The 26,735-nt window shown below is 54.5% G+C and carries 29 protein-coding genes; 9 read left to right on the top strand and 20 right to left on the bottom strand.

Going from position 1 to position 26,735, the window contains the following annotated elements:
• Window positions 1-8: 8 nt before the first annotated feature.
• Window positions 9-1,142, bottom strand: coding sequence for a beta-ketoacyl-ACP synthase III (locus HF685_RS04750; RefSeq protein WP_168818513.1), 1,134 nt, complete (start codon window positions 1,140-1,142; stop codon window positions 9-11).
• A 130-nt stretch (window positions 1,143-1,272) separates the two neighbouring features.
• Between HF685_RS04750 and ung the strand changes: the two genes are divergently transcribed.
• A complete protein-coding gene (gene ung / locus HF685_RS04755) occupies window positions 1,273-1,980 on the top strand; it encodes a uracil-DNA glycosylase (RefSeq protein ID WP_168818514.1) in 708 nt (235 codons plus the stop codon).
• A gap of 11 nt (window positions 1,981-1,991) precedes the next feature.
• Entirely contained in the window at window positions 1,992-2,342 is a 351-nt protein-coding gene (locus tag HF685_RS04760) for an Mpo1-like protein (RefSeq protein WP_168818515.1), read from the top strand.
• Here the strand turns inward: HF685_RS04760 and HF685_RS04765 are convergent.
• The 5 genes from HF685_RS04765 to HF685_RS04785 all read right to left on the bottom strand — a co-directional run bounded on the left by HF685_RS04765 (window position 2,339) and on the right by HF685_RS04785 (window position 7,282).
• A complete protein-coding gene (locus HF685_RS04765) occupies window positions 2,339-2,746 on the bottom strand; it encodes a hypothetical protein (RefSeq protein WP_168818516.1) in 408 nt (135 codons plus the stop codon). The two genes, HF685_RS04760 and HF685_RS04765, sit on opposite strands and share 4 nt — an antisense overlap.
• A gap of 13 nt (window positions 2,747-2,759) precedes the next feature.
• Window positions 2,760-3,716 carry an alpha/beta fold hydrolase gene (locus HF685_RS04770; protein WP_168818517.1) on the bottom strand — a complete coding sequence of 319 codons (957 nt, stop codon included), beginning with the start codon at window positions 3,714-3,716 and terminating at the stop codon, window positions 2,760-2,762.
• Window positions 3,717-3,876: 160 nt separating this feature from the next.
• A complete protein-coding gene (locus HF685_RS04775) occupies window positions 3,877-4,650 on the bottom strand; it encodes a hypothetical protein (RefSeq protein ID WP_168818518.1) in 774 nt (257 codons plus the stop codon).
• Window positions 4,651-4,937: 287 nt separating this feature from the next.
• Window positions 4,938-6,689: a tetratricopeptide repeat protein gene (locus HF685_RS04780; RefSeq protein WP_211051353.1), complete on the bottom strand. Its 1,752-nt coding sequence runs from the start codon at window positions 6,687-6,689 to the stop codon at window positions 4,938-4,940.
• 386 nt (window positions 6,690-7,075) lie between these two features.
• Window positions 7,076-7,282, bottom strand: a complete 207-nt coding sequence (locus tag HF685_RS04785) for a cold-shock protein (RefSeq protein ID WP_168818520.1) — start codon at window positions 7,280-7,282, stop codon at window positions 7,076-7,078.
• Window positions 7,283-7,564: 282 nt separating this feature from the next.
• Here HF685_RS04785 and HF685_RS04790 point away from each other — a divergent pair, with 282 nt between their 5' ends.
• Window positions 7,565-8,218 (top strand): hypothetical protein, encoded by a 654-nt coding sequence (locus HF685_RS04790; protein ID WP_168818521.1) that lies wholly within the window; start codon window positions 7,565-7,567, stop codon window positions 8,216-8,218.
• Window positions 8,219-8,279: 61 nt separating this feature from the next.
• A complete protein-coding gene (locus HF685_RS04795; RefSeq protein WP_168818522.1) occupies window positions 8,280-8,723 on the top strand; it encodes a DoxX family protein in 444 nt (147 codons plus the stop codon).
• 13 nt (window positions 8,724-8,736) lie between these two features.
• On the opposite strand, the gene HF685_RS04800 is transcribed toward HF685_RS04795, so the two are convergent.
• Window positions 8,737-10,203 carry an MFS transporter gene (locus tag HF685_RS04800; RefSeq protein WP_246218754.1) on the bottom strand — a complete coding sequence of 489 codons (1,467 nt, stop codon included), beginning with the start codon at window positions 10,201-10,203 and terminating at the stop codon, window positions 8,737-8,739.
• A 570-nt stretch (window positions 10,204-10,773) separates the two neighbouring features.
• Here HF685_RS04800 and HF685_RS04805 point away from each other — a divergent pair.
• Both HF685_RS04805 and HF685_RS04810 read left to right on the top strand, forming a co-directional pair.
• Window positions 10,774-12,366 carry an isocitrate lyase gene (locus HF685_RS04805; protein WP_168818524.1) on the top strand — a complete coding sequence of 531 codons (1,593 nt, stop codon included), beginning with the start codon at window positions 10,774-10,776 and terminating at the stop codon, window positions 12,364-12,366.
• Window positions 12,367-12,595: 229 nt separating this feature from the next.
• Window positions 12,596-14,080: a S41 family peptidase gene (locus HF685_RS04810; protein ID WP_168818525.1), complete on the top strand. Its 1,485-nt coding sequence runs from the start codon at window positions 12,596-12,598 to the stop codon at window positions 14,078-14,080.
• Window positions 14,081-14,138: 58 nt separating this feature from the next.
• On the opposite strand, the gene HF685_RS04815 is transcribed toward HF685_RS04810, so the two are convergent.
• From HF685_RS04815 to HF685_RS04825, 3 genes are all read right to left on the bottom strand, one after another.
• Complete coding sequence (locus tag HF685_RS04815) at window positions 14,139-14,603, bottom strand: D-Ala-D-Ala carboxypeptidase family metallohydrolase (protein WP_168818526.1); 465 nt, start codon at window positions 14,601-14,603, stop codon at window positions 14,139-14,141.
• A gap of 128 nt (window positions 14,604-14,731) precedes the next feature.
• Complete coding sequence (locus HF685_RS04820; protein WP_168818527.1) at window positions 14,732-15,064, bottom strand: DUF2834 domain-containing protein; 333 nt, start codon at window positions 15,062-15,064, stop codon at window positions 14,732-14,734.
• A gap of 12 nt (window positions 15,065-15,076) precedes the next feature.
• Window positions 15,077-15,586, bottom strand: coding sequence for a GNAT family N-acetyltransferase (locus tag HF685_RS04825; protein ID WP_168818528.1), 510 nt, complete (start codon window positions 15,584-15,586; stop codon window positions 15,077-15,079).
• A gap of 202 nt (window positions 15,587-15,788) precedes the next feature.
• Between HF685_RS04825 and HF685_RS04830 the strand changes: the two genes are divergently transcribed.
• On the top strand, window positions 15,789-16,118 hold the full coding sequence (locus tag HF685_RS04830; protein WP_168818529.1) for a hypothetical protein: 330 nt from the start codon (window positions 15,789-15,791) through the stop codon (window positions 16,116-16,118).
• Between the two features lie 36 nt (window positions 16,119-16,154).
• On the opposite strand, the gene HF685_RS16075 is transcribed toward HF685_RS04830, so the two are convergent.
• Window positions 16,155-16,349 (bottom strand): hypothetical protein, encoded by a 195-nt coding sequence (locus HF685_RS16075; RefSeq protein WP_211051356.1) that lies wholly within the window; start codon window positions 16,347-16,349, stop codon window positions 16,155-16,157.
• 188 nt (window positions 16,350-16,537) lie between these two features.
• Between HF685_RS16075 and HF685_RS04835 the strand changes: the two genes are divergently transcribed.
• Window positions 16,538-17,737 carry a GGDEF domain-containing protein gene (locus tag HF685_RS04835; RefSeq protein ID WP_168818530.1) on the top strand — a complete coding sequence of 400 codons (1,200 nt, stop codon included), beginning with the start codon at window positions 16,538-16,540 and terminating at the stop codon, window positions 17,735-17,737.
• 144 nt (window positions 17,738-17,881) lie between these two features.
• Here HF685_RS04835 and HF685_RS04840 read toward each other — a convergent pair whose 3' ends face one another.
• The 4 genes from HF685_RS04840 to HF685_RS04855 form a co-directional block, all read right to left on the bottom strand.
• Entirely contained in the window at window positions 17,882-18,406 is a 525-nt protein-coding gene (locus HF685_RS04840; RefSeq protein WP_168818531.1) for a Rid family hydrolase, read from the bottom strand.
• Window positions 18,407-18,492: 86 nt separating this feature from the next.
• On the bottom strand, window positions 18,493-19,005 hold the full coding sequence (locus HF685_RS04845) for a hypothetical protein (protein ID WP_168818532.1): 513 nt from the start codon (window positions 19,003-19,005) through the stop codon (window positions 18,493-18,495).
• 143 nt (window positions 19,006-19,148) lie between these two features.
• The gene (locus HF685_RS04850) at window positions 19,149-19,451 is read right to left on the bottom strand and encodes an addiction module antidote protein (RefSeq protein ID WP_168818533.1); all 303 of its coding nucleotides are present in this window, start codon (window positions 19,449-19,451) and stop codon (window positions 19,149-19,151) included.
• A gap of 53 nt (window positions 19,452-19,504) precedes the next feature.
• Entirely contained in the window at window positions 19,505-19,795 is a 291-nt protein-coding gene (locus HF685_RS04855) for a type II toxin-antitoxin system RelE/ParE family toxin (RefSeq protein ID WP_168818534.1), read from the bottom strand.
• Window positions 19,796-20,189: 394 nt separating this feature from the next.
• On the opposite strand from HF685_RS04855, the gene HF685_RS04860 reads away from it, so the two are divergent.
• On the top strand, window positions 20,190-20,453 hold the full coding sequence (locus HF685_RS04860; protein WP_168818535.1) for a hypothetical protein: 264 nt from the start codon (window positions 20,190-20,192) through the stop codon (window positions 20,451-20,453).
• A 387-nt stretch (window positions 20,454-20,840) separates the two neighbouring features.
• On the opposite strand, the gene HF685_RS04865 is transcribed toward HF685_RS04860, so the two are convergent.
• From HF685_RS04865 to HF685_RS04885, 5 genes are all read right to left on the bottom strand, one after another.
• Window positions 20,841-21,149 (bottom strand): hypothetical protein, encoded by a 309-nt coding sequence (locus HF685_RS04865; RefSeq protein ID WP_168818536.1) that lies wholly within the window; start codon window positions 21,147-21,149, stop codon window positions 20,841-20,843.
• 98 nt (window positions 21,150-21,247) lie between these two features.
• Window positions 21,248-23,158: a phosphomethylpyrimidine synthase ThiC gene (gene thiC, locus HF685_RS04870; protein WP_168818537.1), complete on the bottom strand. Its 1,911-nt coding sequence runs from the start codon at window positions 23,156-23,158 to the stop codon at window positions 21,248-21,250.
• Between the two features lie 258 nt (window positions 23,159-23,416).
• Window positions 23,417-23,821 carry a hypothetical protein gene (locus HF685_RS04875; RefSeq protein ID WP_168818538.1) on the bottom strand — a complete coding sequence of 135 codons (405 nt, stop codon included), beginning with the start codon at window positions 23,819-23,821 and terminating at the stop codon, window positions 23,417-23,419.
• 126 nt (window positions 23,822-23,947) lie between these two features.
• Window positions 23,948-25,741, bottom strand: coding sequence for a flavin-containing monooxygenase (locus tag HF685_RS04880; protein ID WP_168818539.1), 1,794 nt, complete (start codon window positions 25,739-25,741; stop codon window positions 23,948-23,950).
• A 105-nt stretch (window positions 25,742-25,846) separates the two neighbouring features.
• Entirely contained in the window at window positions 25,847-26,722 is an 876-nt protein-coding gene (locus tag HF685_RS04885) for a MipA/OmpV family protein (protein ID WP_246218755.1), read from the bottom strand.
• Between the last annotated feature and the right edge of the window lie 13 nt (window positions 26,723-26,735).

Genomic DNA, 26,735 nt, shown 5'->3' on the forward strand with positions numbered 1-26,735 from the left:
TCTCCTATTCACCCAACTTTACGCACAAAAACCGTTCCCGCCGAATAGCCCGCGCCAAAGGAACAGATTAGTCCGAGATCACCATCCTTGAGATCGTCGCTATGCTTGTGGAAGGCTATAATCGATCCCGCAGACGATGTGTTGGCATAAGTATCCAGCACGGTCGGGCTTTCATCATCATTGGCTTCATGACCGAGAACGCGTTGCGCAATAAGCCGGTTCATTCCCGCATTGGCCTGATGCAACCATAGACGTCGGATATCTTCGCTCTTGAGCCCAAGCCGCCCCGCCTGCTCGCCAATCATGGTCGCAACCATCGGCACCACTTCCTTGAACACCTTGCGGCCTTCCTGCACAAACAGCTTGTCCTTGTGGTCGCGGGTTTCTGGAGCCGTACGGTTGAGGAAACCAAAATTATTGCGGATATTATTTGAGAATTGCGTCTTGAGTTTGGTACCGACAATCTCCCAATGCTGCGCGGGCGCGATGTCCTTGGCCTCGACCAGTATCGCTGTTGCCACGTCGCCAAAGATAAAATGGCTGTCCCGGTCGCGCCAGTTGAGGTGGCCGGAACAGATTTCAGGATTGATCACCAGCACTGATTTCGCGCTGCCCGAGCGGATATAGTCCGCCGCTGTCTGGATTCCGAAAGTCGCTGAAGAACAGGCGACATTCATATCAAAACCAAAGCCGTCACCCATGCCGAGCGCATCCTGAATTTCTACCGCAATGGCGGGGTATGCGCGCTGCATGTTTGAGCACGCACATAACACAGCGTCGACATCTTCCGGCTTGCGCCCCGCCCGGTCGAGCGCCTGTCGCGCCGCCTTCACGCCTATTTCGGCTAGTATCGAGATTTCATCATTGGGCCGCTCAGGCAATTGCGGACACATGGTTTCCGGATCCAATATGGGGGCCTTGGACAGCACGAACCGGGATTTGATGCCTGATGCTTTCTCGATAAATTCAACTGAGCTATGCTGTAGTTCGTCAACCTCACCAGCCGCAATCGCTTGAGCATTTTCGCGATTGTGAAGATCGACATAGGCGTTGAAACTCGACACCAGCTCTTCATTACTGATGCTATCGGTCGGAGTGAACAGACCAGTGGCGGAAATGACGGGAATATGGGCATCAGTCATGGAGAGAATATGGTCCTTCTGCTACTGCGCTCTTGCCTGGCGCTATAGGAAATAGCGTAATCCCCCTGGGCAAACTGGCAAGCTGGTTGATGGATTATTGAGTATCCTGCAAAGCTTGCTATCAAAAGCCATGGCCAGCACCGATCACATTACACTCCATGAAAGCTGGAAGCTGCCGCTGGCTGACGAATTCGCCAGCAGCTATATGTCAGATTTGCGCAGTTTTCTGCTGGCGGAAAAGCAGGCGGGCAAGCAGGTTTTTCCCAAAGGCAGCGAATATTTTCGCGCGCTGGATCTTACGCCGCTAGATAAGGTGCGCGTCGTGATATTGGGGCAAGACCCCTATCATGGCCCGGGGCAAGCGCATGGCCTGTGTTTCAGCGTAAAGCCCGGCGTGCGCCCGCCGCCTTCGCTGGTTAATATCTACAAGGAAATGCGCGATGATCTCGGCATTAACCAACCCAATCACGGCTTTCTCGAGCATTGGGCGGAGCAAGGCGTACTCCTGCTCAACAGCGTGCTGACCGTGCAATTGGCCGAGGCAGCATCGCATCGCGGCAAGGGCTGGGAACAATTTACCGATGCGATCATCCGCCTGATCGCAGCCAAGAGCCAACCAGTCGTGTTTCTGCTGTGGGGCAGCTACGCGCAAAAAAAGGCAGCATTTGTGCAGAGTGTGGAACAGGGCGGCAAGCATCTGGTGCTGAAATCCGTGCACCCTTCACCGCTATCCGCCCATCGCGGGTTTTTGGGCTGCAAACATTTCAGCCAGACAAACGCGTTTCTGGAGAGCAAGGGGCTGTCGCCGATCAACTGGCTGCTGCCGGAAGTAGAATAAGGAGAAAGCCAATGACCACCAACCGACCGAAAGAACATAAGAGTTTTGACAGTTTCTGGCCATTCTATTTGCAGGAGCACGCCAAGCCAGCGACGCGCAACCTGCATTATATTGGCACCAGTCTGGTTGTCTTGATCGGGATTTACGCTGTTGTCACAGCCAACTGGATGCTCTTGCTGGCGATGCCGCTCGCCGGATATTTCTTTGCATGGATCGCCCATTGGCGGGTGGAGAAAAACCGGCCTGCGACGTTTACCTATCCGCTGTGGTCATTGATCGCGGACTTCAAGATGTGGAGCTTATGGATCACGGGGCGCTTGAAACCGGAGCTCGAGAAAGCGGGCGTCGAGACCGAAGGCTAATGGTCATTTAGAGCCGCTCCCATCGCCGAGATCAGCTCCTCGACGTCGAGCATCAAATCCAGCTCCTGCTTTTCTACCAGCGTCTGGAGCATACCGTCTTTTTCAATCAATATGACGGGCAGCGCAAACCGGGCGGTATTCTCGTAATCACGGGCAAAATCCTGCCGGTGATAAAACTTCTTCTCCATCGGCAGGCTGTCCAGATATTTCCGCCAGGCCCCGCGCATCGCCAGCGGGCCATGTCCCAATGCACACAAGCTGCAAGGATAGGTCTCCGGACGGACGATCTTGTGCACAGTGTCTTTGATGCTCGCCAGCAATCCCTCGTCTGCATTGTAGACGAGAATGATCTTTGCGTTGAAATATTCCGGGGCATATTCCGGGTCATGTTCAGGCCTGTTCATGCCTGCCATTCGATCATTCTGCGGCGTTGGTTACACCGGTTATCCACGCATCAATATCGCGCGCCACCTGCTCCGGCGTTTCCTCCATCGGCAAATGACCAGCATCGGGATAAGTAATCAGCGTGCTCCCCGAAATCGCCGCTTCAAACGCCTTGGCATGGGACAATGGGATGACCGTATCCTGCTCGCCCCAGAGCAACAACACAGGCATTTTCAGATTGCCCACTTCCGCCCATTTTTCCGGCTCGCGTTTCGTGTTCATCCGCAGCACCGCAGCCTGACGATTGCCGGGAAATCGCAACATTTCCCAATAGCGTGTTACCAGTTCATCGGTGATCAGCTCCGGCTTTGCGTAGTTTTGTTCCAGCGAAGATTTGATCAGCGATTTCGGCGTGATATGCGGCATCACCCATTGCCCGATGGACGTTTGCGCCAGCCGGGCGCCAAGATATGGCTTTACTTTTTCATCCACCTGCGCGCCCGAGGCGTCGATCAAAACCAGCCCCAAAGTCCGGTCCGGCACGGAAAGCCCCGCGCGCCAGGTCAGCCAGCCGCCCATGCTGTTGCCCACCCAATAGGCTTTATCGACGCCAACCGTGTCCAGCACCTTGGTTGCCGAGGCGATATTGGCATCAGCGCTATAATCATCCGCTCCATGCGGACCGGTCAGGCCATGTCCGGGCAGGTCCAGCGATATCAAGCGATATTTGTCGCCCAGCAATTTGACCAGCGGCTCCCACGTCTGGAGATGTCCGTTGGAACCATGAATCAGCAACAACGGAATACCGGCCTTATTGCCTTCGTCACGGTAGTGAATCGTCCCGCCCGCACCGTCATCGACAAATTGCGAAGCGCTATTGGAATATTTCGCAATCATCTCGGCCCGGTCGGTGTCGGGCGTGCGAAAAATGAAGAATGCCGCGATCAGCACAGCCAGCAGGATGAGAAGAATGCGGATCAATTTTTTCATGGCCGGTTTTCCTTAAAACAATGGATCGGCTAATATCGGAAAAGCGGTGGAAGTGCCAAATATTTGATTTTGCAAACCCTCCGGCCGTTAAGTGCTCCTGCGCAGGACCATCAAAGTTTGTCAAAGTTTGGGCCCAGGAGGCGTTCGGGAATTCGCATTTTCAGGATGATTTTTCATCAGATTCTTCAGCGTTTTCAGAAAGTTGCAGCTTGCTTGTGGTAAGTCGCTGCACCTTCGGCGTATCAATCGCTTCATCTTCCGTTCCACCAGCATCCTGCCGCTGCCAGTGCGGCAATTGGCCGTCCATGATATCGGCTACCGTCAATGCGACGTCGAGATCGTCCGGCGACATCAGTTTTTCAGGTTCGGCGGGCTGCGCGGGGCCAAGCCGTTTCAGGGCTTCGGCCACAGGCGGGGTCGCAGCTACCGCAGGCTCTTCATTCAGCGCCCGCATGTCGCGATGGGCATGGCGATAGCGATCCGGTCGATAGGCACGCAGCAGAAACATCAGCAATCGGTCATTATATTTGCGCTTGGTATAAACATGATGCCCTTCGCGGTCGAGCACGACATCATCGACACCATTGATCGCCCGGTCAAAGGCAATATCCGCCAGCCGCCCGGAAGCCGCGCAAAGCGCCGCATCCCAGGCCGCCGCAAACCCCTCCGCCCCCGGAGCGCGGCGCAGCTTATAGGCCGCCGTATCCGACATTCCCACCGCCCGCGCTGCATCAATCACCACCCCGCTATCGGCAAGCGTCTCGATAAACCGCCGCTGCTTCTCCGGCGTCCACCCATCCTTGCGCCGTTTGCGCGGAACAGGAACCCAGTCATAATCGGCGGGATTATGGCCGTGGGCATCAATTTCGGGAGGCTCTGCCTCCGGGTTGTTGTGTTGAGGGAGATTTTGCGGGTCGGTTGGGTGGTTGCTCATGGGGGCTGATATAACCCATTTGGTTTGTTGTAGGAAAGGGTGTTTTGGAGTGCTTTGTTTTCAGAGATTGTTTCCAGAGCGAATATGGCTGTGTCATTTTTGAATGCAGGAACTGGGTGGGTTGCTATCTGTCCGCTATTGGAAGCCAAGAAGCAATCCAGGGTCTAGAGGCGATAAACGCTGATCGCAGCTTTGCGACCAAGAGTGAATATTGTTAGTAGCTGTTGTTCGGAAAGTCCTAACCGTAGTTTTCTAGCTTTTTTCGGGCGACTTTGTTTCGATGCGGATCAGGCGGGCCGCCATCGGGTCGAATGCGGTGTTTTGCAAAGGCGCCTAGGCATTTTCGTTTCTGCGCCATTGATGATTACAATATCATTGACAATCATACAGGTCCGTCCAGCCATTTCTCCGGTATGTTTTTTGGCCAAACCCCGCTCCAAATATTGAACAGTGGCCAGATTTACCCGCGCGGCAACCGTATCTTGATGCTCAAAACCGTGAGTCCGCTCGCTGGTTTCGAGCACCAACCGAAAGAGCAATTCTGCCTCGGCGTATCGGCCTTGCTCCTGCAGGGAAACAGCAAGATTGTTCGCGGCTGTAAGGGTTTCAGGAGCATCTGGCCCCATCTGTTTTTTTGCGGAAGTCTGGGAACGACTCATAAGCTGTTGGGCTTCCGCATGGCGCCCCTGCGAGATCAGCAAGCTCGCAAGGTTGTTGATGAGTGTTAGCGTACGCGGATGTTCGGACCCGTTCACTCGATTGCTCGATTCGAGCGCCCGGCGATAGAGCGGTTCGGCCTCTTCGGGACGGCCCTGTGACTGATACAGCAAGGCCAAATTGTTCATGGTTACGAGCGTAGCAGGATGCTCTCGACCCAATGTGCGTTCTCGCGCTTCCAGCGCCCGGAGAAAAAGCGGTTCCGCTTCGGCATGTCGGCCCTGAACACGATATAGAACTGCCAGATCGTTGACCGATGCGAGCGTATCTGGATGATCTGGCCCCAGGGTTCGTTCACGCGCTTCGAGCGCGCGCAGAAAAAGCTGCTCCGCTTCAGCATGACGAACCTGATCGCTATATAACAGCGCCAGGTTGTTGACCGAGTTCAGCGTGCCAGGATGTTCCACTCCCAAGGTTCGTTCCCGGGTTTGCAATGCGCGGCGCAAAAGCCGCTCCGCATCGGCATAACGACCTTGATTGCGATACAGCTCCGCAAGATTGCTCAACGACCTGAGCGTATCGGGATGGTCGGATCCCAGAGTCCGTTCCATTGTCTCTAACCCGCGCAGAAAAAGCTCCTCCGCTTCGGTATAGCGGGCTTGCCGTTTATACAACACCGCGAGATTGTTGACCGATCCGAGTGTGTCTCGATGATCCGAACCCAAGGTCTGCTCATCCGATTCAAGTGCACGCAGACTAAGCACTTCAGCATCGGAATAGCGGCCTTGGTTGGAGTAAAGTAGCGCGAGATTACTGACCAAACTGACCGTCCTTGAGTGCCCTGACCCCAGAGTCCGCTCGGCAGTCTCCAGCGCGCGCAGATACAGCGGCTCTGCCTCGGCGTATCGACCTTGTTCTTTGTACAATATTGCAAGATCGTTAATCGATGCAAGAGTATCAGGATGGTCCGGCCCCAAGGTCCGCTCACGGGTTTGCAGCACGCGCAGAAAAAGCGGTTCTGCATCGGAATAGCGACCTTGTTCTGTATATAGTATTGCGAGATTTCGAACCAAGCTGATCGATAATGGATTATCTCTCCCAAGAATCCGTTCTGAATCCTGCAGTGCGCGCAAGAAGACTGGTTCCGCTTCGCTATAACGTCCTTGTCTGCGATAATACCCCGCAAGTGCATTCATCGCAGCCAACGTATCGGGATGTTCTGCCCCAAACGCTTCCTTGGCAATACTAAGTGCCTGCTCTGCCAAATCGGCTGCTTGATCATAGTTTCCGGCGACTTGTTGCTCAGTTGCTTGAGACAAGAGTTGCCCTACCTTTTCTGTCGCTATGCTCAATGTTGGCGCGACGCGGGGCGATGCTGTCAACGGAACCGACAGAGTTATCGCAAAGCCAATGCAGAGATAAATCAGATGAGTAAGATTGAAACGATTCAATCGAAAGGTTAGAAACAGGACCGAACTGTTATTGCCACCCATCTTTCCCCTCCGCCAAGCGCATCACCACAATAGTGCAGTGGTCGGCATTTGCCTAGTGTCTGCTTTGGGCTCGATCCAAGGCTTATGGGATTGCCTAAACGGCAATAATTGTAGCGCTTGCGGAATGTCCACTATCAGTTCTGAAATGTCAGCCTATGCTTCCATAGCGAGGCATTCGGCAGCGTGCCAATATTCTCATTTTCCGCCAAACACCCATCCAAAAAAAGGGCGAAGATACTTTCGCATCCCCGCCCCCTAAAAATCTGTTTGCCGGCTTAAGCCTGTTGCAGGTTTACTGCAGCTTTTTTGCCGTTGTTACCGGTTTCAACGTCATAGCTAAGACGTTGCTCTTTCTCGAGGGTCTGCATGCCAGCAGCTTGAACCGCAGTGATGTGCACGAAGCTGTCATCGCCGCCGTCTTCAGGAGCGATAAAGCCATAGCCTTTGTCTGCGTTGAAAAATTTTACTGTGCCTGTAGGCATATTCTTATTCCTATTCATTACTTAATTATGCTTGTTCCAGACGGGTTTGCCGGGATCAAACGGGTAGCCAACTTCGAGAAAAGGGAAAAAGAGTATGCGGTACAGAATATCAGATTAATGATATCTTGTGCGCGCGAAACCATAATTTCGTCGAGACGCGATTGATTAGCAAAGATCACCATAGCAGCAACTTGCCGACTAAGCAAATGTTGTCGGAACCCAAATTGGCTTTGCGGGATTTGGCGTTTCATCCATCGGACGAAATGTGTACCTATGCAATCCATGACACAAAAAATCCATAGCTTCATCCTCCTTGCCGCAACCCTGCCTGCGCTGGCCGCCTGTGAACCAACCCCCGCCGAACCGGATGCAACCAACCCGCAGGATGTGTTTTTCGAGCGCCTGACCCTGCTGTGCAACAAGGCCTATTCGGGAAGTCTCGTCTCCACCCAGGAGGCTGACGCCGAGATGGCCGGAAAACCGATGATCATGCATGTGACCAATTGCACGCGCAACGAGGTCTATATCCCCTTCCACATCGGCGCGAGTGACGGCACGCAGGACGGCACTTGGGATAGATCCCGAACGTGGATTATCACCCGTACCGATGATGGCATAAGGCTGAAGCATCGCCATCGCCATGAAGACGGCACGCTCGACGCGGTGACCAACTATGGCGGCGACACTGCCGGTCAGGGCAGCGAAACGCGGCAGGAGTTTCCCGTAGATGCCGAAACCATTGCCTCGTTCAAGGCCAATGATCTGGAGCAATCGGTCACTAACACCTGGGCGGTCGAGATCAGCCCGCCTGGCAAAAAAGATGCGAAGTTTGCTTATGAACTGCGCCGCCCTGCTGCGGCCGGTGGACGGCATTTCCGGGTGGAGTTTGATCTTTCCAAGCCGGTTGACATACCGCCGCAAGCATGGGGTGAATGACAGGCGCCTGGCTAGCGATCAGCGTTTTTCGTAAACACAGTAACGAGAATGGGCGGGTGCGATGACCGATGACATTCAAAAACATGGCCTGTTGCGGCGCATTTTCCGCTTGGTCCTGGTGGCATTTTATCTGGTAGCGGGGATTGCGCATATCCAAAACCCGGCAGGCTTTCTCGCGATCACGCCAGGCTGGGTGCCTTTTCCCGGGCAGGTCGTATTCCTGACCGGGGTTGCTGAAATTGCCGGTGCCATCGGCCTGATGATCCCGCCCCGGCTTATCCCGCATGTGCGCTATGCGGCGGGAATTGGCCTCGCGCTCTATGCGCTGTGTGTGTATCCCGCCAATGTGAACCATGCGATCAACAATATCGCAATCGGCGGAGAGACGGCAAGCCGGTGGTATCACGGCCCTCGCCTGCTGTTTCAGCCGGTGTTTATCTGGTGGGCACTGATTGCAGGCGGGGTCATCAACTGGCCGTTCAAAAAGGCTAACGTCAGGGTTTAGCTCCTAGCCAAATTCAAGTGACGCTATTTGTCGCTGCCCGATCTGCCAGATCACGCACGGTTTGCTCATGTTTATTCCGGTCGATCCGGTAAAATCCGATAATCGCGACCATGGTCAGCCATATCGCCAGAATGACCGGCACGTAGACCGCGCCGAGCAACCACAAGGTATCATCCGAAACTTCGCCCTGCTGCGCGCCTGCCGCCAGACCAACGGCCGAAATGACAAAGCCTGCGACGACAATCCCGAAGCCTTCGCCAAATTTCCTCATGAAGGTTGCCGCTGCGAAGAACAGCCCTTCGGAACGATTGCCGGTCTTCATCTCGCCCTGTTCTACGAGATCTGCCATCATCGATGCCGCCAATATCTGGTAGCAAACGATCAAACCCACATCGATTGTGTTGGCCACCAAAATAATCCAGAAAATCTCCGGTGTACCGTTTGCTGGCAATACGTCGATCAGACGCAGGAATATGGGCATGGGAGCGCCAGTAAACGCGATAAGACCGATGATGATAGCGCCACGTTTTTTGCCGATCTTCCTCGTGATAATTGGTGCCAGAGCGCCACCAATGAACGCAGAGAGAAAGACGCCAAAGGTGATCGCGCCGATCTGCGCCGAATTGAAACCCCAGTAATATGTTGAGAAATAAAACGCCAAACCAGCCGCCAGCCCGCTCGCCGTATAGCCAAGCAGCGAAGCGAAAAACAGCGCGAAAAAGGAGCTGCTGGATACCGTCTGATAAATCTCCTTGAAGATCATCTTCAGGGTCATGTCCCTTTTCGGCGGTGCTTTGCGAAGGCGGGGAATATAGTGGTGCGTACCAAGCGCTGAAATCATAATCGCACCGAACATAACCAAAGATCCGAACAGTCCGTAAAAGGCATAGGCATCAGGGTTAAATTGTCCGTTTGTGATAGCAACCGTAACAAAGGCCGGGAAAATCAACGCGAACGCGATGACAGACATCGCATTGCCGCCAAACCAGGCAAAGAAATAGCGAAAACTGAGGATGCTGCTGCGCTCGTCATAATCTGTCGTCAATTCAGGGGCAAGTGCAGCGCTGGGCGTCTCGTAAACTGTAATGAACGTGCGCGTGATAATCACCAGTATCACGATATACCAGAACAAGGCCTGATCGCTCCACCCTTCCGGCGGCGTCCAGATGAAATAATAGCTCAGTGCCACAGGGACTGCTGCGGCATACATGAAGGGGTGCCTGCGCCCCCATTTGGACCGAAAATTGTCAGACCAATAGCCCATGATCGGATCACTAAGGGCATCTGCCACCAGTGCGATCAGGATTGCAAAGCTAACCAGCCGCGCGTCCATACCGACGACTTGGGCATAAAATAATAACAGAAAATATTTGAGCCCGGCGTCCTTGACGCCATATGCTGCGGACCCAAAGCCATAAGCCAGTTTTGTCCAAAAAGACGGCTTCTGTCCCGACACGTAAGACGCTGTGGCTTCCGTCAAATTTTCTCCCCTGCTGCGTTGTACTAGCATTCTGTTGACGCTGATCACACTGACTAGTTTGATATGCGCATCATACGCAAGGAAAGAGTTAGTTGCGCAGAACAGGCATTCCTACTCTCGCTTCCGGTCGTAAAGTAGACACAGGCATGCTATAACGGCGCATATGATAGTGCAAACAGGAGTTAAATATGAAACCCGACGGCGACAAAATCGAAGTTACGGAACGCGAAGCTGCAAATATTCCGCGTAAACCTCACCAAGTTCGATGGGTCCTGGCCGCTTCACTTCTTCTAGCCATAATTGTGCTATCCATCGTCTGGATTATTCCAGCCCTAGGCTAACTTTTTGAAGCCCTGAACACCAGGACTTAGACAAAAAACCGAGAAGCTCGGATATTTTTGTCAAGTATGTGACAAATTTACAAGTATTTTCTCTCTTTTACCGACAGAACGACACGAAAATTGACAATTTCATGTGGCGGCGAATCGGAAAAGCAGGCATTCCCTCAATCAGCAGCTGAAAATAAATTGACAGCATAACTTACATCCTACTCCCCAGAAGGAAAATATCATGTCCTACCAAGATTTTAAAAAGTCCAGCGAGCAGCTGATCAATAGCAAAGACGGCACCTGGACCGGCATTGATGCCGAGTCCGTTGCGCGGATGCAATTGCAAAACCGCTTCAAGACCGGCCTCGACATTGCGAAATATACCGCCGCAATCATGCGTGAAGACATGGCCGCCTATGATGCCGACAGTTCCAAATATACCCAGTCTCTGGGCTGCTGGCACGGATTTATCGCGCAGCAGAAAATGATCTCAATCAAGAAACATTTTGGCGATACCAAGCGCCGTTACCTCTATCTCTCCGGCTGGATGGTTGCCGCGTTGCGCAGCGAATTTGGCCCGTTGCCCGACCAATCCATGCACGAGAAAACGTCCGTTCCTGCACTGATTGAAGAGCTTTACACATTCCTCCGTCAGGCCGATGCCCGCGAACTGGGTGGGCTCTTCCGCGACATCGACGCAGCGCGGGATGCTGGCGACAGCGCAGCTGAAAAAGCGGCGATGGACAAGGTCGAGAATTTCCAGACTCATGTTGTTCCGATCATTGCGGATATTGATGCCGGCTTTGGTAATGCCGAAGCAACTTATTTGCTTGCCAAGAAGATGATTGAAGCCGGAGCCTGTGCTTTGCAGATTGAGAACCAGGTTTCCGATGAAAAACAATGTGGTCATCAGGACGGCAAGGTTACTGTTCCACACGAGGACTTCCTCGCCAAGATCCGCGCTTGCCGCTATGCCTTCCTCGAACTGGGCGTTGATGATGGTATCATTGTCACCCGCACCGACTCGCTGGGTGCTGGCCTGACCAAGCAGATTGCGGTGAGCAACGAGCCCGGCGACCTGGGTGACCAATATAACAGCTTCCTCGATTGCGAAGAAATTGATCCATCCACCGCGAAAAATGGCGATGTCATTCTTAACCGCGACGGCAAGATGCTGCGCCCGAAACGTTTGCCATCCAACCTTTTTCAGTTCCGTGCCGGAACCGGAGAAGACCGCTGCGTACTGGACAGTATCACTTCGCTGCAAAATGGCGCTGACTTGCTGTGGATTGAAACCGAAAAACCCCATGTTGAGCAGATTGCCGGCATGATGGACCGGATTCGCGAAGTCATTCCCAACGCGAAACTCGTTTATAATAACTCACCTTCGTTCAACTGGACGCTAAACTTCCGCCAGCAGGTGTTTGATGCGATGAAATCCGAAGGTCTGGATGTGTCGGAATATGATCGCGACAACCTGATGAGCGAAGAATATGACGATACCGAGCTTGGTGAAGCGGCAGATAAACGCATTCGCACATTTCAGGCTGATGGCGCGAAAAGGGCTGGTATTTTCCATCACCTGATCACTTTGCCAACCTATCACACAGCGGCGCTTTCTACTGACAACCTCGCCAAGGAATATTTCGGCGATGCAGGAATGCTCGGATATGTCCTGGGCGTGCAGCGCAAGGAAATCCGCGAGGGTATCGCTTGTGTGAAACACCAGAATATGTCCGGCAGCGACATTGGCGATGATCACAAAGAATATTTTGCCGGTGAAGCTGCGCTGAAGGCAGGCGGCAAGCATAACACCATGAACCAGTTCGGATAAACCGCTCTAGTTCCGGCGGCACATCCCCCTTGTCCGCCGGAACTGGAAACGCCTGACGTTCAAAAGTTTTCCTGGGGAGGAAAAGACTATCCGTCGGCAGCAATGTCGGCGGATTTTTCTTGTCACAAATATTTACGTGCACCCTCTTAACACCGCTACCACTACCGATCATATTGGGTTAAGCTTGCGATAGCTAATCCCGCTGGCAGTAAAGCGTATTGGGGGCATCATGGGCATAGGTAAATTTCCTTCGGTTCTGGCACTGGCTGCGATGCTGAGCGCTTGCGGTGGCGGTGGCGGAACCGGTGCCAGCAATGTCACCCTCCCGATAAACAGCGGTGGCGGCGCGACGCCCGCGCCAACCGGTGGAGGCTCGACGTGCTCGCTGGTCTCCCGACAAAACTGGGTGAAGGCGCAACTCGACGAATGGTATCTCTTCCCTGAGACCCTTCCCGCTACCTTGAGCCCGGCCCCTTTTGCTACTGTGCAAGAATATGTCGATGCACTGACTGCAACGGCGCGCAGCCAAAACCGCGACCGCTTCTTTACCTTCATCACCTCCATCGCTGAAGAAAACGCGTTCCTCGCTTCCGGCGCGACAGCAGGTTTTGGCATCCGGCTGAGCTATGACAGCGCCGCCTCCCGCGTGTTTGTGATTGAGGCGTTTGAAGGGGCACCTGCTCTTGCTGCCGGGATCGACCGGGGTTCGGAAATCACCGGCATCGGCACCATAGCGGCCAATATCCAAAGCGTGACCAGCCTGTTTGCAAGCGGCGGCGCCCAAGCCGTCAGCAGCGCGCTCGGCCCTTCGACTGCGGGCACCAGCCGCGTGCTGCGGATCCGTGATGCTGGCGGCAATGAGACCACCGTCACGGTCACCAAGGCCACCTTTGATATCCAGCCCATCTCTCCCCGATATGGCGTCCAGATCATCGACAACGGCGGCACCAAAACCGGATATATTAACCTGCGCACCTTCATCGACAGCGCGGAGCCGCAGCTGCGCAATGCGTTCGAACAATTTCGCGCCGCCGGCGTCACCGAGCTGGTGATTGACCTGCGGTATAATGGCGGCGGTCTGGTTCGCACGGCGGAGCTGTTTGCCGATCTGCTGGGTGGTGCCCGTGTCACCAGCGATGTGCAGGGCGTCACCCGCTATCGGGCGAGCAAATCATCCAATAATGTCACCCGCAATTTCCGCCCGCAATCCCAATCGATTAGCCCGACAAAAGTCGCGTTTATAACTACCGGCAGCTCGGCATCGGCCAGCGAGCTGGTTATCAACGCGATGATTCCCTCGCTCGATGCCAATATGGCGCTGGTCGGCACCAATACTTTCGGCAAACCGGTAGGCCAGATTGGACTGGATCAGGCCGCCTGTGATGACCGGCTGCGCGTGGTTGCCTTCACCACCGAAAATTCGGCTGGCAACGCCAATTATTTTTCCGGCCTTGCTAGCTCGCTGACCAATAGCTGCAATGCCGCCGATGACTTTACCCTCGCGCTGGGCAACCCTGCTGAGGCCTCCACCGCCCGCGCGCTGGGCTATCTCTCCGGCGCATCCTGCACACCTATTACCAGCAGCCAGCCGGGCGCAGTTGCCGGACAAAATGCAGCACAACGTGGTAAATTTGCGGCTGTGGAAGAACGCCGCGAATTGCTGATGCCGCAACAGCCAACGCCGGCCCAGCGCGAAGTCCCCGGCACCTTTTAACGGCCGATCACCTCAGCTTCACGCGTCATCCTCCAAAGATTACACCAAAGGCCCGTTTTTAAGCCAACCCGTTACTGTACTTCGCCCGACCGCCAATGAAAGTCGCTGTCATCGCCATCTGGCGGGCTCTGGATTTACTATAGCTGACGTGGATCCACCCGGCATTCGGATCATCGGGTTTCGCGCCCTCAAGAATAAGTTGGTCAAACTCCAGATTATCGCGAATCCATTCGGCGACATCTTGGTTGGAGACGCCCTTGATCTCGAAATCCGCCGCCTCTCCCTTGCTGTGCTGGCTGGTCTGCGATCCGCCGATGGCCCAATTTAATGATTCTGACCGAAAACCGGAGCTGATCCGTACAGGTTTGTCATAGTGGACGCGAACAGGTTCCAGCACTTTTTCACACAACAATTTTAAACGGTCCGACTGGGTTGCGCTCGGTTGATTGTCAATTCCGCGCCGGATCGCGGTTTGCGATTTGGTGAATTCTTCCAGCGTGAAATGGTCAGATAATTTTGTCATGGTCTTTCCCTCTTTTGAAGCAGCTCAACAGATACTAACTCGGGCGACCGTTTTTTATTTTGCAGGTGTATAGAAAACTATCATCTTAGTCAAAAAGCGAGGCATTACGATACTATACCAGAGAACGATCAAACCTCCCGCCCGTTCAATTGCCGCATCCGCATCAGCAGATACAAGGCGAAACCGACCGCTACTCCCGGGATGATCCCGAGCACTGCACATATCCAGCCATGCCGGATGCCGAGCGCTCGGGCCTCGTAAGCGATCCACGCCGCCAATATGGCCCAACAGGCGAGCACATCTGATGAATAGCCGCTGGAATATGGGTTGACGAACCCGGCGGCAAAGGCACCGACCACATCCGGCTCGGCGATCAGCGCCGGGATGACGACCGCACAAAATATAAGCGCAAATATTACCGCAGCGGCTATGATGATGGCTTTAAACAGGCTTTCCGGCATTGGGTTCTCATTTCATTGTTGATCGCTATGAAATAGCGGGTGGAAGCTGATAACGGCGCTAGGCCCTGCGACACCAAGCGGCAGGATCTGAAAAGATTCCGTCGGCTCTCCCTTGGGACAGAGCTCCGGGAATGGCTTGAAACCAAAGCGGCCATAATATGCAGGATTGCCAACTAACACACAGCCCGCTGCGCCGCGCTCACACAGTAAGGCGATGCCCGCCTCAATCAACTGCGCACCGATTTTCCGGCTCTGCAATTCCGGCTCGACCGCAACCGGCCCGAGTGCATACCAGCCGTCCGAACCATCTGCCGCAAAGGCCTCAGTAAAAGTCACCTGCCCGACCACTGCACCATCCTGCTCCGCAACCAGCGAAATTGCCAGCGCGCTTGCATTGCGCAACCGGTCAATCAGATCCTGCTCATCGCCATCGGAATACGGCATCGGCGCAAAGGCCCGTTTGGTGATATCGTAGATCGCTGCGTGATCAGCAGGCGTTTCTGGACGGATTGCGATAGTCATGGACCGGACTATGCATCCCCCAGATCGCGCTGTCACCCCCAACGCGAAAATGAACATGTTACAACGATAGCAGTCATATTTCGTACATGTTTCCGGTTTTAAGTGTAAAAAATCGTTCGTGATGGGATGGACGACAAATGCAGGATCATTTATCCGGCGATTGCGAGCCGTTGTGACCTGCCGCCAATGGAGGGGAAATATCATGTCCAAATTAAGCATTTCAGCCGCTGCCATATTGACCGCAAGCGCGCTCGCCGCAACGCCGGTCGCCGCACATCCGGAAAATGACATTAAACCGGCTGGCCAATGCGACCGGATAACCCCGGCGCAGTGGAACCAGGTCCGTAATGGTATGAGCCTTGAACAGGTTGAGCATATCACGGGATGCCACGCCAGCCACCACTCGACCAATAATTTCAAAGCCGGCCCGATCGACAATTATTTCTTCAGAACCGGCAGCCGCAACATTGCCGAGATCAAGATCAAGGGCGGCAAGCTCTGGCAAAAGTTCGGCTACCATAGCGGACTATAGTCGCCTGCCGGAACAGTCAGCTCGGTACGCCCAAGATTAAGCCAAACGGCCTTTTTGTTTGCCATGATCTCTCGCTGGATCACCCCCGTCGTATTCCGCCGGAGCGACCCGATCCAGCTGTGCTCGCACGGTCAGAAGTGCCTGATTATCCGGTGCCCAATCGTTGTGACGCGCGCAAACCGGGAGGAGCGTGAAGTCAGGGCTGCGGGAAATATTTGATTTGTCTGTCATGAGACGGACACTAATTTATTCAGACTGATGTAGGAAAGAGCCTTTTGATCCAATCAAAAAATCGGCTGTTTCCTTAATCGGCTGCGGGATTATTGCACCTGTCATTGGAACCTGTTTTTCTCGGCGCCTTAACCATCCGTTATCCATATTTCACTATGCCTTTCCGATAGAAAATAATCGGGATAGAAATGGCGATGGCATTAGAGCAGAAAAGTGATCGTCACAGGATGGTCAGCGACAGCGAAGTCAGTCGTCAATTGCTGCGCGACGGTCTGGAACGGCGCGTTGCGGGACAACTCAGCGTCATGGTGCCCGTCGGTGTGATCGCTTGGCTCGCTGACAACCTGCCCAACACCTCTACCATCTGGCTGCTTCTGGGTCTGCAATGCATTGCCCAGGGTGCCATTGCTGTTACTTCGCAAAGGCTGCGAAAAGTCCTGGAATCGAAACCCTTCCCGCGGATCCGCCATAACCTCTGGATGTTTGCCGAGGCCGCTGCAGGAGCTATCTGGGCCATTATCCTGCTCTATATCGGCCCGATTATCGGTTCCTCCGATGCGGCGTTGACGGCGTGGATTACGATACTTGTTTCGATGACCGTTTCCGTCCTGCTCGCTGCCCCGATTGCCGGTATTGCCTTTCCTTTGCTCGGAGGATTTGCGGCGGCGGTCGTAACCTGCGCGCTGGCGCTCGGTTTCCCGCTCAGCAACTTTTCCAGCCCCGCCCTCACCTTCATGATTGCCGGACTGTTTGTGATTATCAAGGCGATCAACCTGCAGGCGCATAAAAGCTGCCGCGCGCAGATTGAGGTTGTCCGGCTCAGCGAAAGACTGGAACAGGAGCTTGATCGCACGTCATGGCTATCGCGGCATGACAGCCTCACCGGCCTGCTCAACAGCGCCGCGATGAAGGAGCATATCGCGACGCTGGCCGGCAGGCAGATTGCGGTGATGCTGCTCGATATCGACAAGTTTAAGGCGATCAACGACCAGTTCGGTCACGACCGGGGCGATTCCGTTCTCCATGCCGTGGGCCATTGCCTGAGCGAAACGCTCGCCAATGCCGCGCCAGAAGCTATCGCTGCAAGATGGGGCGGTGAGGAATTTCTCGTCGCCATCCCCCAATCCACCGCGATTCAGCCAGCCGCCATCGCCGAACAGCTGCGCCTCGCCATTGCCAAATTGCGCGATGAAAACTGGCCGACCGAACTGACGGTCACGGCCTCCTTCGGCGTCGCATCGGGAACTGCTCAAGCTTTTTCAGACCTGTTCAAATGCGCCGACGCCGCGATGTATGTCGCCAAGGCGCAAGGCCGCAATCGGGTTGTTTGTGCCGATTCCGATACGGGTGCCGATGCAGGTGCAGAGCCTATTGCGCGGGTCGCTTGAGCGGTTGGACTCGGGATTGGTGCGGCTGTCCGTCCAGTCCCATGATATCGGCCATGCGGGTTGCGGGGCCGTATGTCAGCCATTGGCAAGCACATCTTCTCTCAACTGGCACCCTTCCACAGGCTCCGGGCGAACGGTGAATTTTTATCGCGCCTGCTCCGTGCTCTCAACCCTCACTTTGTCCAGGCGTGCGACAATAGCTTCACCGTCACCCGCCCGCTGCGCCACAATCTTGATTTCCACCACGCCAATCGGCTCGTAAAGCGCCGCTATGCCAATCGCGGTCCAGGCGGGGAATGGCGCCTTGATATAGCGACTTTTGACTTCGGCGAAATCATTGATCTGCGCCGCGAGATCGGTGTGAAAAGTCGTCAGATCAACCACGTCATCCCAGCCGACCCCCGCGCGCTCCAGCGTCCGGCCAATGCGGGCAAAGGCGCGTTCATAGGCGGGCTTCAGGTCAGTCTCGCCCGGATTGGGGCTGGCAACGACGCCGGAAAGATAGACGGTGTCATCCGCAATCACTGCATCGGCAAAACCGACCGCATTTTGAAACGCCAGGCCCTGCGGGTCCTCGGGCATGAGTACGTCCTTGGCATCCTTCGCATGGAGCGGGGCGCTGGTGAGCAAGGTGGCGGCGATAGTGGCAGTTAATGCGGAAAGGCGCATGATAGTCTCCTCTGTCTATATGGTTTTCTTGCATAATCGTCTCAACGGAAAAAAGATTAGCACAAGGGTCACACCAACGGCTCGTTTTATTTTCTGTGACCTTTCGCCAAAACTTCTGGCAATTCGCAACCATCGCGCTTTACCAGATCGCTCCGGTCAAGCTGCGCCAGTCCCCGCAAAAGCGCTGCATTATCGGGTTTCTGGATTGTCCCGACATATTTTCCGCCGCGCATCACCGGGCGGTAGCGGTCCTGTAAGATGCGCTGGAAAACCGGTTCGAGTGTGACCTTTGGCAGCGGCCCCTTTGATTTGACCTTTGAAGTTCCCATAATGTCATCCCAGACCGCAACAAACGCCCCTGCCCCCGGCTTGCGGCGCAGGCGATAGGCACTCTCCCGGCTCATGCCCACAAAAGCAGCCGCCGCGCTCACCGACCGCGTCTCCGCCAGCACACCGATAAACTCCGCCTGCCGCAGCGGCGTCCACCCGTCCTTCCGGGCGCGCAGCGGGACCGTCGTGAAAGCGGGCAAGCGGGAGATCGGGTGATGTCTCGTTTTGTGGGGGCGTTTTGCGGGCCGGGAATATGGCGTGTCTGTCATGGGACGGACGGTAGATTATGTGGGGGTGTGTAGGAAAGGGTGTTCCGTCATTGCGAGCGTAGCGCGGCAATCCAGAGCGGTGCATAGCAACTCTGGATTGCCGCGTCGCTAAAGCTCCTCGCAATGACGAAATTTAGTGGAGTTCAAGCCGCTTTCGTAGCGCCTTCCTTCACCGTTAACCGCAAATCCAGCGCACCCAGAACACCCAGCAATGTTTCCAGCGTCGGGTTGCCGTCTTCACTCAGCGAGCGGTATAGCGCCTGCCGCTTCACGCCGGACTTTTCGGCAATGGCAGTCATGCCTTCACTGCGCGCAACGACGCCAAGCGCATTGGCGATATAACCCGCCTCTCCGCTTTCCAGCGCGTCGTTGAGCAAATCCACGACATGCTCTGGTTCGGTAATATATTTTGCCGCATCAAAGGGCTTGGTTTTCAATTTTGCCATTTCATCATCCAAAATTCGGCTTATCTTCCCAAGGTTAGCCTCGTCCTTGCATATCAAATTTGTTTGGCCATCTCCTTGGCTCTCTTTATCGCTTTCGCCTGCCCTTTCTTGTCGCTGCCGCAGAGCAGGAAAATGACAGTCTGCCCGCGCATCGTATAATATAAACGATAGCCCGGACCATATGATATCCGCAACTCACTCACCCCGTCGCCAAGCGATTTCCAGTCACCCAGCAATCCCGACTGCACCCGCACCAGCCGCGTAGCAATTTTTGCCTGTGCGCCACGATCGCGCAGCCCGTCGAGCCAGTCAGCAAACTCTTCGGTCTGTTCGATGCGATACATTGTCACTTATATATGACATCTTGGTGAAATGTCAAGTTTGGATTGGAAATTGGCAGCGGCGTCCACCCATCCTTCCGCGCGCGCAGCGGGACCGGCGTGAAGGCGGGCAAGCGGGAGATCGGGTGATGTCCAGTTTTTTGGGGGCTTTTTGCGGGTCGGGGATTTGGGGTGTCTGTCATGAGACGGACGGTAGGTTATGTGGGGGGTTGTAGGAAAGGGGGTTGGGCGCTTAAAACTCGTTGCCCTCATACCCGTTCGATTTTAGAAAATCGCTGAGAAGTAAATGCTAGAAAAGCTTACCAATATTAAAGTTATCAAAAGAAAGTGCGATTATCAGGCTACGTAGAAAGAAATTTGTTGAAAAGGATTTGCGATGAAATAATATATCCAGACGGTGACAACGCTGCTTTTGGCAGGAACAATGGTCAGCTGCTCAGGCGGTGAACACCCCATATGTAAAGACGACAAGTCGACAAAAGAATATTCTTTGCAATGGCAAGACGATTTGGCTGAAGCGAGCACCAGTGGAAAAGTCTCTACGGAAAAGGTGGTCGCAATTCAGGGTAAGATGTATGAAAATTTAGGCTTGCTTGCGCGCGAGAAATGGTCCGAGCACTGTAACCTTCTCGATAAACTACGAAGTGAATCAGGTTTCTAAAAATCGAATAGGTGGATTTCATCCAATGACATGCGCAGCGGGACCGGCGTGAAGGCGGGGATGCGGGAGATCAGGTGGCGGCATTTTGCGGGCCGTGGATTTGGAGTGTCTGTCATGGGACGGACGGTAGGTTATGTGGGGATGTGTAGGAAAGGGTTTTTGGGGATTGGGGGTTGTTGCACCTGTCACCGTAACTCCCAAAAAGAAGCTGACAACCCTAGTGCCTACGTATCTTTGAAATTTCGCGCATCCTTCAGTCCGAAACTGTCAAAATATATTCCAAAAATTATATCTGGTCATCCTGAACTTGTTTCAGGATCTCCACGGGGATGGCGCTCAATCGGAGGAGATGCTGAAACGAGTTCAGCATGACGAAAGAGTCGAAAGTCAAATAAGTGGTAATTGCCGCTTGTCGGGCCCTTCCTCCTCGAGTGGCCCTTCGACCAGTTCGCGCAACTTACGCTCAGCCTTTTCATCTCGCACGATGGCAAGACAGCATTCCACCCCAGTCGGGTCAGTATAACCCGTCCAGCGAAAGCGAAATCCTAGCTTGACCAACGGACGAATCTGTTCCGTGATAGCGGGATCGGTCTGCAAGTGATCCTTGAACTCGCGAACGTGAACACTTTCAAATTCCTCGCAGTCGTTGACCTGCGCCTTGATCCCTATCAATTCAACGAAGGGTCTATTGGGCAAGGTAGCTGCCTCTATGTCTCGCAATAAGCGTTCAGGCTGGAACCGATGGCGCAAGTGTTGAGCACGTTGTTCGCGAGGTATGCCTTGCAACTCCACAATTACTCCGCCACTTCCCCAACCTCATCCTCCGGCAAGTACAACCGCTCGCCCTTGTCCTTATAAACCTTCGCCATTTCGCGCATGCCTTCTTCGGCTGCGGCCTTGCTGGCTGCTGCGGTGTCTGCGCCCAATTTCTCGGACGCGATAAAGCCTTCGGCGCTCTGGTTTTGCTTGCTGGCGAAGTCGCGGACCTCTTGCGATATTTTCATGCTGCAGAATTTCGGCCCGCACATGGAGCAGAAATGCGCGGTCTTTGCGCCTTCCGCCGGGAGGGTCTGGTCGTGATATTCTTCGGCTGTGTCGGGGTCGAGCGACAGATTGAATTGATCCCGCCAGCGGAATTCAAACCGCGCCTTGGACAGCGCATCATCGCGGACCTGTGCCGCCGGATGGCCCTTTGCCAGATCAGCGGCGTGGGCCGCGAGCTTATAGGTCACCACGCCGACCTTCACATCGTCGCGATCGGGCAGGCCCAGATGTTCCTTGGGCGTGACATAGCAAAGCATCGCGGTGCCGTACCAGCCGATCTGCGCCGCGCCGATGCCGCTGGTGATATGGTCATAGCCGGGCGCGATGTCGGTGGTAAGGGGGCCGAGCGTATAGAAAGGCGCTTCGCCGCAGACTTCGAGCTGCTTTTCCATATTCTCCTTGATCTTGTGCATCGGCACATGGCCGGGGCCCTCGATCATCACCTGCACATCCGACTTCCACGCGCGGTGGGTGAGCTCGCCCAGCGTGTAGAGCTCGCTGAATTGCGCCTCATCATTCGCGTCCGCAATCGAGCCGGGGCGCAGGCCATCGCCGAGTGAATAGGCGATGTCATAGGCCTTCATGATTTCTGTAATGTCGTCGAAATGTTCGTAGAGGAAGCTTTCCTTGTGATGTGCGAGGCACCATTTCGCCATGATCGACCCGCCGCGCGAGACGATGCCGGTAACGCGTTTCGCTGCCATCGGCACATAGGGCAACCGCACGCCGGCATGGATGGTGAAATAATCGACGCCCTGCTCCGCCTGTTCGATCAGCGTATCGCGAAAAATTTCCCAGGTCAGGTCTTCCGCCACGCCGCCGACTTTCTCCAGCGCCTGATAGATCGGCACAGTGCCGATTGGCACGGGCGAATTGCGGATTATCCATTCGCGGGTGTCGTGAATATTACGGCCAGTGGAGAGATCCATAACCGTGTCCGCGCCCCAGCGGATCGACCAGACCATCTTGTCGACTTCCGCCGCCACATCAGAAGCCACCGCCGAGTTACCGATATTGGCGTTGATCTTCACCAGGAAATTGCGCCCGATCGCCATCGGTTCGGATTCAGGATGGTTGATGTTATTCGGGATAATCGCGCGGCCCCGTGCAATCTCGTCCCGCACAAATTCGGGTGTCACATAATCGGGGATCGCCGCGCCGAAACTCTCGCCATCGCGGGTGTATTCTTTCAATCGCTCGCGCCCGAGATTTTCACGCTCGGCGACATATTCCATTTCGGGGGTGATAATCCCCTGACGCGCATAGTGCATCTGGGAGACATTTTTGCCCGCCTTGGCGCGGAGAACCTTGCGCCGCACGTTCGGGAACGGGTCCACACCGCCGGAGCGATCAGGGCCAAGCTGGCCATTATCTTCCGGTTTAATCTCCCGCTGGTCCACTTCCTCAACATCGCCGCGCGCTATAATCCACGGGCTGCGCAGTTCGTTCAGGCCGGTGGTAATATCAATGAGCGCCTCGGGATCGGTATAAGGCCCGGACGTATCATAAACGCGCACCGGCGCCTCGCCGCCCTCCAGATGAATTTCCCGCATCGCCACGCGAATACCGGAGCCTGAATGCGCTGCTACATGCACTTTTTTCGAACCGCGAATGGGTCCGGTAGTTACACCAATTTCGGTTTTTGCGGGGAGATCGGCCATATCATTCGTTCCTTTTGCATTTCGGAACGAGGGCGGGGTTCTAGGATGAAAACCGCTCCCTCCCTCCGCCGGTAAGCCCTTTTTACGGGGGCCGGATCAGGTTCAGCGGGTCGCAGGTCGTTACTCCTGCCTCTCAGACGCATTTACGAGTCCCATCAAAATTTGATGGGATGGCGACTCCCCGGGGATGATCGCAAGTCTAGCGGATATCGATAAAACGTCCAGTGGATAATGTTGCGCGTTTAAACAGCGCGCCGGTCAAACCTGCAAACGCACCAGCGCGACGAAAATTGCGGCAACACCGATGACGATCGACAGCCCGGCCCAAATCTTGTTGCCCGCATTCATCATCTTGCCAGCCACGCCCAGAAACCAGTCGCCAAAAGCAAGGATAACGGCCCCTTCGAGAAAGATAAACGCACCCATGACGGTAATCAGGATGGAGAGTATATCTTTCGGATTATAGGGATTGGTGAGATAAATCGCCGCGCCGATCGCGATGGTAACCATGCCGACCAAAAAACGGATCGCGCTGCTGGCGCGCACTTCACGGACCATGCTCGCCCAAAAACCCGGACGGCGAAACTCGCCAATGCCGGCGGCGACACTGTATAGGCCGATGAAAAAGGTGATCCAGCCAGTGATGTTCGCCGCATTGCCCATGGTATTTCTCCTGCAATGATATTAGCAAAATCGGCTGAAAAGTCATGAATTTTCTGAGCGATGGTTAATGCTGTTAATAAAACTGTAAAACGTCATCGCTGGCTGTCCCGCAGTACGAACGCGAAATTACCGAAATTCCAATCCTTCAAATTCGCCCGATTTCCGCCACCCGTCCATATAGTTGAAAAAAGCCATTGCTCCATGCGGATGCCCCTGCATGAAGCGAGTATTGTCGCCCCAGCCGACCCCCTCATTGTTATAATATCCCGGCGTACACTCGGTATTTCCGATATTGACGCCCAAACCGGTGTCAAGAAAATCAAGCCACGCCTGTTCGGCTTCTGCCGTGACTTCAACAGTCTGATGCCCCTGACGCTCGGCATGAGATACGATCGTCGCAATGGTATCAGCATGATCGACAATATTGTGGGGAACATTGGCGATAAAATTGGCGGCCTGTGTTGGCTGGACCATGAACGCGTTGGGGAAACCGGCCATATGCAGTCCGTGTCTGGTGCGCATGCCTTCTTCCCAATGCCTGGATAGTTTCAACCCACCTTTGCCGGTCACGTCGAAGCCTGCTCTGGAAACAGAATCGAGCGAGACTTCGAAGCCAGAGGCATAGATGATGCAATCGACTTCATATTCCTGACCGCCCGCATAGACGCCATTTTCGGTGATACGCTCAACGCCCTTGCCATCGGTGTCGATCAAGCGCGTCGCCGGTTCGTTAAAGGCCTGCAGATATTCGTCGTGAAAGCAGGGACGCTTACATAGCTGCCTGTACCAGGCTTTCAGGTTTTCGCCGGTGTCCGGATCGTCCACCAATTCCGCTGCGCGCTGACGGATTTCTTCCATTTTTTGAAAGTCGGAATCTTCGAATGATTCCAGCATACGCTCCGGTGTCCATTCACTCGGCGGTACTTCTTTCAAGTTGGCGCGAACGCGTTTGGCGAGGTCGGTCCAGCCGTCATTGACCAGATCTTCTGCAGGGAATCCGACACCCAAATTCGCGGCAAAATTTTCCTGCCACTTCCTCTGCCAGCCTTCTTCGGCGACATCGGAGAACCAGTCTTCCTCAATCGGCGCATTGTCACGACGATCCACACTTGATGGGGTACGCTGGAACACCAGCAATTCTTTGGCAGACTTGGCGAGATGTGGAATGCACTGCACCGCTGTTGCGCCGGTGCCAATTATTGCGACGCGCTTGTCGGCAAGTTTATCCTGCGGCGCGCCTTCGGGATTGCCACCAGTATATGCATAGTCCCAGCGGCTGGTGTGGAACGACTTGCCTTTGAAATTCTCGATTCCCGGAAGACCGGGAAGCTTTGCAACATGCAGCGGGCCTGTGCCCATGCCGATATATTTCGCGGTAAATGCATCGCCGCGACTGGTGCGTATAATCCACACCTTCTGCGCTTCATCCCATTCCAGATCGTTTACTTCGGTATGGAAAAGCGCCTTTTCATAAAGCCCGAAATGATTGCCAATCCGTGAGCAATGATCGCGGATTTCCGGTGCATGGGCATATTTTTCGGTTGGAACATGCCCGGTTTCCTCGAGCAACGGCATGTAGATCATCGAGGCCGTATCACACTGTGCACCGGGATAGCGGTTCCAATACCAAGTGCCACCAAAATCGCCGCCCTTTTCGATGATGCGGACATCCTCGATGCCAGCCTCTTTCAGCCGCCCGCCAACCACTAGGCCGGCAAAGCCGCCGCCGATAAATGCAAATGTAACATGATCGGTGACAGGATCGCGCTCCTTGCGCGGCGTATAGGGATCGGTAGCGAGGTCGGAAAATTCACTTTCCAGCCGCACATATTGCGCCGAGCCATCACCGCGAAGACGCTTGTCGCGTTCCTCGGCATATTTTGCTTTCAGGGCATCTTTATCAATCGTGATCGCGTTCATAAGGCTGGTCCAATCCCATCGAGTGAAAATATTTAACCATTCAGTTAAACTGCGACCGAACCGTGGTCAATATCAAGCCGGTTGGCGATCTGAACCGATCATCATCTAGAAAGTATATCCCAGCCCCAGCGCGCCAAACCACTGGTCAGCACTGCCGCGAATGGATGTTATAGGCGAACGCTTGGCATCGCCAAGCAGGCGGCTGTAACCGCCAAGCACAATAATGCCAAAGCCGCCGTTAAGCGCATTGCCATCGAGGTCAATCACGCCAAAAGCATTCGCACCGATACTTTTCCAGCCGCTATCGGCAGCGTAAGTGGGCAATCCGCTTGCGGCGCTTCCCGCAGCAGAGATGCTGTAATAGTAATTGGCAAAATTATCATCAACATGCTCTGCGTTGGCCGACAGACTTATCGCAGCACCGCGACTGACCGGCGTAAAAAACGTAAGGCTCGGTGCGATGACCCTGCCCTTGTGCGCACCAGCGACGTCCCATTTCACGTCGACTGCTGCGGTCAGCGAGTCAAACGGGTTGGTGATGCGGTTGATCTTGATGCCTGCCGACGGGCCAACTTCAATCGCGGTATCCAGTTCGCCAAGACGTTCAACCACCGTATCCTTGATGTCATTCACCCGGTCAAAGCTCGCGGTGATCACAGGGCCGAATAGAAAATCGATCTTTGCATTGTCGCGGTCTGGAATCACATTGATCGCAAAACCGGGACCGCGCGGCGTAAAATCAATGCCCTTCACGCTGCCAGTGACGACCGGCAGTACCGAGAATGTGTAATCATCAGACCCGTCATAGCTAGGGCTATAGCTGCCGCCCAAACCGACGGTGACATAGGTATCGTCAAAAACGCTGTCGGCCATATCCGGCGGGCCTTGTAGCGCAAAAGCTGGCGCGGAAGCGAATAGAAATGAGCCCATGAAAATGGTGCGGACAAATGCAGCGGTGTTAGTTTTTTCGACTTTTTTCATAGAAACATAATGC

The sequence above is a fragment of the Parasphingorhabdus halotolerans genome, from assembly GCF_012516475.1.
Classification (GTDB): domain Bacteria; phylum Pseudomonadota; class Alphaproteobacteria; order Sphingomonadales; family Sphingomonadaceae; genus Parasphingorhabdus; species Parasphingorhabdus halotolerans.